General features: G+C 64.2%; 5 protein-coding genes. All 5 read left to right on the top strand.

Annotation, left to right across the window (positions count from 1 at the left end):
- Nucleotides 1–287 precede the first annotated feature (287 nt).
- Nucleotides 288–1,940 carry a fatty acid--CoA ligase gene (locus QM467_RS19545; protein WP_283368016.1) on the top strand — a complete coding sequence of 551 codons (1,653 nt, stop codon included), beginning with the start codon at nucleotides 288–290 and terminating at the stop codon, nucleotides 1,938–1,940.
- Nucleotides 1,941–1,994: 54 nt separating this feature from the next.
- Nucleotides 1,995–3,767, top strand: coding sequence for an acyl-CoA dehydrogenase (locus tag QM467_RS19540; RefSeq protein ID WP_283368015.1), 1,773 nt, complete (start codon nucleotides 1,995–1,997; stop codon nucleotides 3,765–3,767).
- Nucleotides 3,768–3,829: 62 nt separating this feature from the next.
- Nucleotides 3,830–4,954, top strand: coding sequence for a thiolase family protein (locus QM467_RS19535; protein ID WP_283368014.1), 1,125 nt, complete (start codon nucleotides 3,830–3,832; stop codon nucleotides 4,952–4,954).
- Complete coding sequence (locus QM467_RS19530) at nucleotides 4,954–7,251, top strand: 3-hydroxyacyl-CoA dehydrogenase/enoyl-CoA hydratase family protein (protein WP_283368013.1); 2,298 nt, start codon at nucleotides 4,954–4,956, stop codon at nucleotides 7,249–7,251. The genes QM467_RS19535 and QM467_RS19530 overlap by 1 nt, the downstream gene beginning before the upstream one ends.
- A 376-nt stretch (nucleotides 7,252–7,627) precedes the next feature.
- Nucleotides 7,628–8,080 (top strand): helix-turn-helix transcriptional regulator (locus QM467_RS19525; protein WP_283368012.1); only part of this gene is annotated, 453 nt, incomplete at its 3' end.

Here is an 8,080-nt window from a genome sequence, read left to right as displayed (position 1 = left end):
AAAACCTGGTCCGGCAAGGCCAATAGATTGGCCTCGCCACGCAAATTGTCAGGCGCGCGCGGCAGTCTAACATAGTCACAAAAGCGCAAACAGCGCTGACATGGGCAGGAACCGCGACAATCATTCGTCGTAACCGGGCTGTTGGACGAGCCAAAAACTGTGGCTCGTCCAACAGCCCGGTCAAGCTCCAGCCGTCTAACGCGAAGCAGGAAAAGACACGATCCCGCCGTCGGCGCATCGGCGCGGCCAACGGGGCGGTGGTCAAGCAGGTTTGGGAGGAACGAAGAATGTCATCCAACATCATCGAGCGCGCCGGCAGCGCTTATGAATATCCGCTGCTGATCAAGCAACTGTTGCACACGCCGCTCGCGACCGCGCCCGATCAGGAAATCGTCTATCGCGACCTGGCGCGCCACACCTATCGGGAAATGCGCGATCGCATTGGTCAGCTGGCCAGCGGCCTTTCCAAACTTGGCGTCAAGCCGGGCGACACCGTGGCGATGATGGATTGGGACAGCCATCGCTATCTCGAATGCTTCTTCGCCGTGCCCATGATGGGCGCCGTGCTGCAAACAGTGAACGTGCGGCTCAACCCCGAGCAGATTCTCTATACCTTGAACCACGCCGGCCCCAAGGTCCTGCTGGTGAACGCCGAATTCCTGCCGCTCATTGAAAGCTTCAAGGACAGGATCGAGACGATCGAGAAGTTCGTCCTGATTTCCGACGCGCCGCACGCCGAACAGGCCGCCGTTCCGCTGGAATGCGAATATGAGGTGCTGCTGCTCTCCGGCTCGCCCGACTATGACTTCCCCGACTTCGACGAGAATACGCGGGCGACGACCTTTTACACCACGGGCACCACCGGCCTGCCGAAAGGCGTCTATTTCAGCCACCGCCAGCTCGTGTTGCACACCCTGGCCGAAACGGCGGCTCTGGCCTTGGCGCCGGCGCAGGGTCGTCTCCATCGCGACGACGTCTACATGCCGATCACGCCGATGTTCCATGTCCACGCCTGGGGCTTTCCCTTTGCGGCGACGATGGCGGGGCTCAAGCAGGTCTATCCCGGCCGCTATTCCCCCGAAGGCCTGCTCGAACTCAAGGCGCGCGAAGGCGTGACGTTCTCGCATTGCGTGCCGACCATCCTGCACATGATGCTCACGCATCCGAAAATCGACGAATACGACTTGAACGGCTGGAAGATCATCATTGGCGGATCGGCGCTGCCAACAGGCCTCGCCGAAACGGCGGTCAATCGCGGTATCGACGTTTTCGCTGGCTATGGCATGTCCGAAACCTGCCCGATCCTCACCCTTTCTCATGTCAAGACGGACCTGCTCGACAACGCGGACGACAAGGCCGTCAACCTGCGGGTCAAGACCGGCCTGCCCATTCCGCTGGTCGAACTGCGCATCGTCGATCCGGACATGAGGGACGTCGCCCATGACGGCAAGGCGGCCGGCGAGATCGTCGCGCGCGCCCCCTGGCTGACGCAGGGCTATCTCAAAAATCCCGAGGCCTCCGAGACGCTCTGGGCCGGCGGCTATCTGCACACCAACGACATAGGGGTCATCGACCGCAACGGCTATGTGCAGGTCACCGACCGGCTGAAGGACGTGATCAAGACGGGCGGCGAATGGGTGTCGTCGCTGGAGATCGAGGACATCATCTCGCAGCATCCGAACGTCAGCGAAGTCGCGGTGATTGGCGTCAAGGACTCCAAATGGGGCGAGCGTCCCAAGGCTCTGGTCGTGCTTAAAGCCGACCGCGACCCGGCGCTGGCGGCGGACGATCTGAAGGCCTTCGTCAAGACCTTCGCCGACCGCGGAATCATCTCGAAATTCGGCGTCCCGCAGGACTTCGTTTTCGTTGAATCGCTGATCAAGACCAGCGTCGGCAAGCTCAACAAGCGCGCCTTGCGCGAAGTCTATGAAGACGCCTGACGCCAGCGTCGCTCCCTAACCGAAATTTCCCTTTTCCCAGACCGGATTGAACCCATGACCGCCTTCACCGCCCCCGTCCGCGACCTCCTGTTCGTCATGAACGAAATCGGCGATCTGCCGGGCGTCCTCGCTTTGCCCGGCCATGCCGACGCCACGCCCGACCTCGTCGAAACCATTGTCGAGGAAGCGGGCAAATTCGCCGCCGGCGAACTCGCGCCGCTGAATGTCATTGGCGATCGTCAGGGCAACAAATGGGCGGACGGCGTCGTGACGACAGCGCCCGGCGTCGCCGCCGCCTATCGCGATTTCGTCGACAATGGTTGGGGCGCGCTCGGCGCCAATCAGGAATTCGGCGGCCAGGGCATGCCGCATATTGTCTCGCTTCCGGTCGTCGAACTCTGGGCCAGCGCCAATCTGGCGTGGTCGCTCTGTCATATGCTGACGCTCGGCGCCGTTATGGCGATCGAAAACCACGCCAGTGATGCGCTGAAGGCGGCCTATCTGCCGAAGATGATTTCCGGCGAATGGACCGGCACGATGAACCTGACCGAGCCGCAAGCCGGCTCCGACCTCGCCGCCATCCGCACGCGCGCGGTCCCCGAAGGCGGCGCCTATCGCATCACCGGCACGAAAATCTTCATCACCTGGGGCGAGCATGACGTCGCCGAAAACATCATTCATCTGGTGTTGGCCCGCCTGCCGGACGCCCCTCCCGGGGTGAAAGGCATTTCGCTGTTCGTCGTGCCGAAATTCCTGGTGAATGAAGACGGCAGCCTCGGCGCGCGCAACGACCTCGTCTGTTCGTCGATCGAGCATAAGCTCGGCATTCACGGCAGCCCGACCGCGGTGATGTCGTTCGGCGACAAGGGCGGCGCGACGGGCTATCTCGTCGGCGAGGCCAATCGCGGCCTCGAATATATGTTCACGATGATGAATCACGCCCGCATCAATGTCGGGTTGCAGGGCGTGGCCATTGCCGAGCGCGCCTATCAACAGGCGCGCGATTACGCCCTCGACCGCGTGCAGGGCCGCCCCATCGGGCAGTCCGCCAACGCGCCGATCGTCCATCATCCCGACGTCAAGCGCATGCTGCTCGGCATGAAGGCGCGCATCGACGCCATGCGGGCCATGGTCTATTTCGTCGCCAGCCAGATGGACGTGGCGCACGCCGCATCCGGCGAAACGGCGAAACGCGCCGCCGCCATCGCCGATCTGCTCACCCCGGTCGCCAAGGGCTGGTGCACCGAAAACGGCCAGCTCGTCGCCTCGGAGGGCATACAGGTCCACGGCGGCGTCGGCTTCATCGAGGAAACTGGCGCGGCGCAGCACCTGCGCGACGCCCGCATCACCACCATCTATGAAGGCACCACCGGCATTCAGGCCAACGACCTCGCCGGACGCAAGATCGCCCGCGACAAGGGGGTGACGGCAAAAGCCTTTGTCGCCGAGATGCGTGAAATCCTGCCGCGCCTCGACGGCCCCCTGGCGTCGCTGGCCGAAGGGCTCGCGGAAGGGTTCGATCAACTCGATCAGGCCATCGCCTTCGTCCTCGCGAAACACGAGTCCGAACCCGCCGTGACGGCGGCGGGCGCGGTGCCGCTGCTGAACCTGTTCGGCACGGTGACGGGCGGCTGGCTAGTCGCCAGGCTGGCGTTGTCGGCCCAGGAAAAAGCCGCCACCGAAGGCGATCCCACCGGCTTCCACGCCGCAAGGATCACCTCGGCCCGCTTCTACGCCCGGCACGTCCTGCCGACAGCGCAAGCTTACCTCGTCGCCATGATCCACGGATCGGATTCGACCCTCGGCTTTGACGCCGACTGGTTCTGAGCCCTCACGATCGCTTTTTTCCGCCGCGCGAGCGGACATGAAATCCAGACTGGAACGAATACATGACCGGCATATTCATCGTGGACTACGCCCGCTCGCCCTTCACCCAGGCCTATAAGGGGGCCTTGGCCGGGACCCGCCCCGACGATCTCGCGGCGACGGTCGTCAAGGCGCTGCTCGCGCGGACGACATTCGATCCGGCCGAGATCGAGGATCTGATGATCGGCTGCGCCTTTCCCGAGGGCGAACAGGGGCTCAATCTCGGCCGCGTCGTCGGTCTGCTCGCCGGCCTGCCGCAAAGCGTCGGCGGCGCCACGGTCAATCGCTGGTGCGGCTCGTCGCTCAACGCGATTCAGATCGCCGCGGGCGCCATCGCCATGGGCGCGGGCGACGCGATCGTCGCCGCCGGCGTCGAAAGCATGTCGCGCGTGCCGATGCTGGGCTTCAACCCCCTGCCCAATCCGGCGTGGCCGGAGGCGACGACGCGCGCCTTCCTCAACATGGGGCTGACCGCCGAAACCTTGACCGAGCGCTACAAGCTCGACCGAGAAATGCAGGACGCCTATGCGATGAATTCGCACCACAAGGCGGCGGCGGCCCGCGCCGACGGTCGTCTCGCGGCCGAAATCGTGGCGGTCGACGGCGTCGAGCAGGACGGCCTGATCCGTCCGGATTCCAGCATCGAAAAACTCGGCGGACTGAAGCCCGCCTTCCTCGCGGGCGGCAGCGTCACGGCCGGCAATTCCTCGCCGCTCACCGACGGCGCCTCCGCTGTTCTGGTCGCCTCCGAAGCCTTCGTGAAACGGCATGACCTGAAGCCGCTGGCCCAGATCAAAAGCTTCGCCGTCGCCGGCTGCGCGCCGGAAGTCATGGGCATTGGCCCGGTGGAATCCACCCGCAAGGCGCTTGCCCGCGCGGGGCTCAAGGCTTCCGATCTCGACGTGATCGAGATGAACGAGGCTTTCGCCGCGCAGGTGCTTGCCTGCTGCGCCGATCTCGACATCGACCCAGCCCGCCTCAACCGCGACGGCGGCGCCATCGCGCTCGGCCATCCGCTCGGCGGCACCGGCGGCCGCCTGGTCGGCAAGGCCTCCATGCTGCTCAGGCGCGACGGCGGACGCTATGGTCTGGCCACCCAATGCATCGGCGGCGGCCAGGGCATTTCGATGATCGTGGAGGCGGCGTGATGGCCGAATTCAAAAAGGTCGCCGTCATTGGCGCCGGCGTCATGGGCTCCGGCATCGCAGCCCACCTCGCCAATGCCGGCGTCGATGTGGTTCTGCTCGACCTCGACGCCAATTTCGCGCGCGAGGCCATCTCGCGCCAACTCAAGGCCGGCGGCTTTATGCACCCGGATTTTGCGAAGCGGGTCACGCCAGGTTCGACCAGCGATCTGTCGCCGGTCGCCGACGCCGACTGGATCGTCGAGGCGGTGGCGGAAAAGCTGGAGATCAAGCGTGATCTCTACCAAAAACTCGAGAGCGTGCGAAAAGCCGGCTCGATCGTCTCGTCCAACACGTCGACCATTCCGCTCGATGTCTTGACAGAGGGACTGGGCGCGCGCTTCGCCGGCGATTTCCTGATCACCCATTTCTTCAATCCGCCGCGCCATATGCGGCTGCTCGAAATCGTCTCCAGCCCGAAAACCCGGCCCGAGGCGCTTGCGGCGGTCAGCGCCTTCGCCGACATCCGTCTCGGCAAAGGCCTCGTCTCCTGCAAGGATACGCCCGGATTTATCGCCAACCGCATCGGCTGTTACTGGCTCGCCGTTGGAGTCGTCGAAGCCCTCGCGACCGGCGTCACGGTTGAAGAAGCCGACGCGATCATCGGCAAGCCCTTCGGCATTCCGGGGACCGGAATATTCGGCCTGCTCGATCTCATTGGCGTCGATCTGATGCCGCATATCCTGGACAGCCTGCACAAGACTTTGCCGTCGGGCGACGCCATCCAGAGCTATTCCTTCGACATGCCGCTGATCAAAGCCATGATCGCGGAAGGGCGGATCGGCCGCAAAACCGGCGCGGGCTTCTTCCGTCAGGCGCAACGCGACGGCAAGAAGTTCCGCGAAGCGCTGGATTTGCAAGGCGGCGCCTATCGCGATCTGCAAAAGGCGAATCTGCCGAGCCTCGCCGTCGGAGCCAGGGATCTGCGCGCCCTGCTGTCGCACGAGGATCGCGGCGGCCGCTACGCCTGGTCCGTCATGAGCAAGACCCTGGCCTATGCGGCCTCGCTCGTACCCGAGATCGCCGACACGCCGGCCGAGGTCGATGAGGCGATGCGACTTGGCTATTCTTGGAGCCGCGGCCCGTTCGAACTGATCGACGCCATCGGCCCGGCCTGGTTTGCCGAAAAACTTGGCCAACGGGGCGAGAAAGTCCCCCCGATGCTGGCGCAAGCCGCTCAGTCCGGCAGTTTTTATCGGGTCGCCGCCGCCCAACGCGAAATCCTCGCGCCGTCCGTCGGCTACCGCCCGATGCACAGGGCTGGAGGCGTGTTGTCACTGGCAGATCTCAAGCTGGGCGCCAAGCCAGTCGCGGGCAATTCCGCCGCGTCGGTCTGGGATCTGGGCGACGGAATCGCCTGTCTCGAATTCCACACCAAGATGAACGCGTTCGACGCCGACCTCGTGGATGGCGTGGACATCGCGCTGGATGAAACCGCGAGAAATTTTCAGGCTTTGGTCATCGGCAACGAGGGGCAGGCCTTTTCAGCCGGCGCCAATCTCAAACCACTGCTGGAAGCGGCGGAGCAGGGCGACTTCAACGCCATCGAAGCCCTCTGCCGGCGCGGCCAGCAGGTTTTCCGCCGGCTGAAGTTCGCGCCCCATCCGAGCGTCGCCGCGGTCGCCGGCATGGCTCTTGGCGGCGGTTGCGAAATCGCCCTGCATTGTTCCGCGATCCAGGCCCACGCCGAATCCGCCATGGGTCTCGTCGAAACCAATCTCGGCGTTGTTCCCGGCTGGGGTGGAAGCAAGGAACTGCTGCTGCGGCTGATCGCCGACAAGTCGCGGATCAAGGGTTCCGTGGCGCCCGCTCTGGTGGCGTTTGAGACGATTTTCGGCGCGAAGATCAGCGGTTCGGCTTTTCAAGCGCGGGAACTCGGGTTTTTGCGCCCCAGCGACGGCGTGACCATGAATCGCGACAGATTGCTGGCCGACGCCAAGGCCAAGGCGCTCTCGCTCGTCGCCGGTTACAAGCCGCCGGAGCCCAAGTTGATCATGCTCGCCGGACCTTCGGGACGTTTGGCCTTGCGCAATATCATCGACACCGCTTTCATCGCCGGCCGTCTGAAGCCGCATGATCGCGTGGTCGCCGAGGCTTTGGCGATTGTCTTGAGCGGAGGCGCGGCCGACCCGGCGCGCCCGACGCCGGAAGACGATTTGTTCGATCTTGAGCGCGCCGCTTTCCTTGTTCTGATCAGAACCGAGGCGACGCGCGCCCGCATCCGCGCCATGCTGGAAACGGGCAAGCCAGTAAGAAACTAGAGGGCGCAATCAGGCGACGGGACCAAAGGCAGATGCGGCGCCCTGATGTTTCCGCCGCCCGATTGATCGTTAAGTTTGCCAGAAAATCTGCGACGCCGCGTTTCGGGCGGCAAAGCCCGATGGCGTCACGCCACCGCGGACATGAGGAAAAGACATGACGCTTCCGACCAATATCAAAGCAGCTTCGGCCCAAGGGCAGTCGCCGGCTTATCGGGCCGCCGCCCGGCCTCGCTCCGCCCTCGCCCCGGTCACGGCGAATTCGACCGCCATCGCCAGGTCGATCGATCGAAACGACAAAGCCGTCGTCACGGGGCAGCCGCATGGCTTGGCCGCAGTGGCGAATCTGTCGTCCCTGCAGGCGCAGGCGGTCGGAGCGATGCGCGCCTATGTCAATGCCGTGATCGATCATGCCGAGACGCTGCGCGACGGCGCGCCGACCTGGGCGACCGCGGAAGTCGCAAGCCTCCGCCGTCAGGGCCTGTCCGCGAGCGAGAGGCTCGACGATTTCGTCGATGCGGTTGGTCGTGTCGCGTCGCTTCTGAGCAGACGCGCAAACCGCCCGCCGCTCGACAACTCTCATGTCCCGGCGCCCCAAAACACGAACGACGATGACCGCAGAGCTGCAGCCCGTTTGCGCGACCTGACGCCGCGGGAGAGGAATGTCCTCGATTTTCTCCTGAGGGGCTTGGCCAACAAGCAGATCGCCTTTGAAATGGGAATTTCCGAACCGACGGCAAAAGCGCACATCAGCGCTATCTTGCGAAAATTGAACGTGTCGACCCGCGCCCGTGTGATTGCTCTGCTCGCCAATATCGGCGGCACGGCCAAG

The sequence above is a fragment of the Rhodoblastus sp. 17X3 genome, assembly GCF_030056575.1.
In the GTDB taxonomy this organism is placed as follows: domain Bacteria; phylum Pseudomonadota; class Alphaproteobacteria; order Rhizobiales; family Beijerinckiaceae; genus Rhodoblastus.
The sequence above is the reverse complement of the archived record's forward strand: the minus strand, read 5'-3'. Positions and strand labels throughout refer to the sequence as shown.

Excerpts from the sequence above, each read along its gene's own strand:
- QM467_RS19530 (WP_283368013.1), top strand. The coding sequence starts at position 4,954 with ATGGCCGAATTCAAAAAGGTCGCCGTCATTGGCGCCGGCGTCATGGGC.
- QM467_RS19535 (WP_283368014.1), top strand. The coding sequence starts at position 3,830 with ATGACCGGCATATTCATCGTGGACTACGCCCGCTCGCCCTTCACCCAG.
- QM467_RS19540 (WP_283368015.1), top strand. The coding sequence starts at position 1,995 with ATGACCGCCTTCACCGCCCCCGTCCGCGACCTCCTGTTCGTCATGAAC.
- QM467_RS19545 (WP_283368016.1), top strand. The coding sequence starts at position 288 with ATGTCATCCAACATCATCGAGCGCGCCGGCAGCGCTTATGAATATCCG.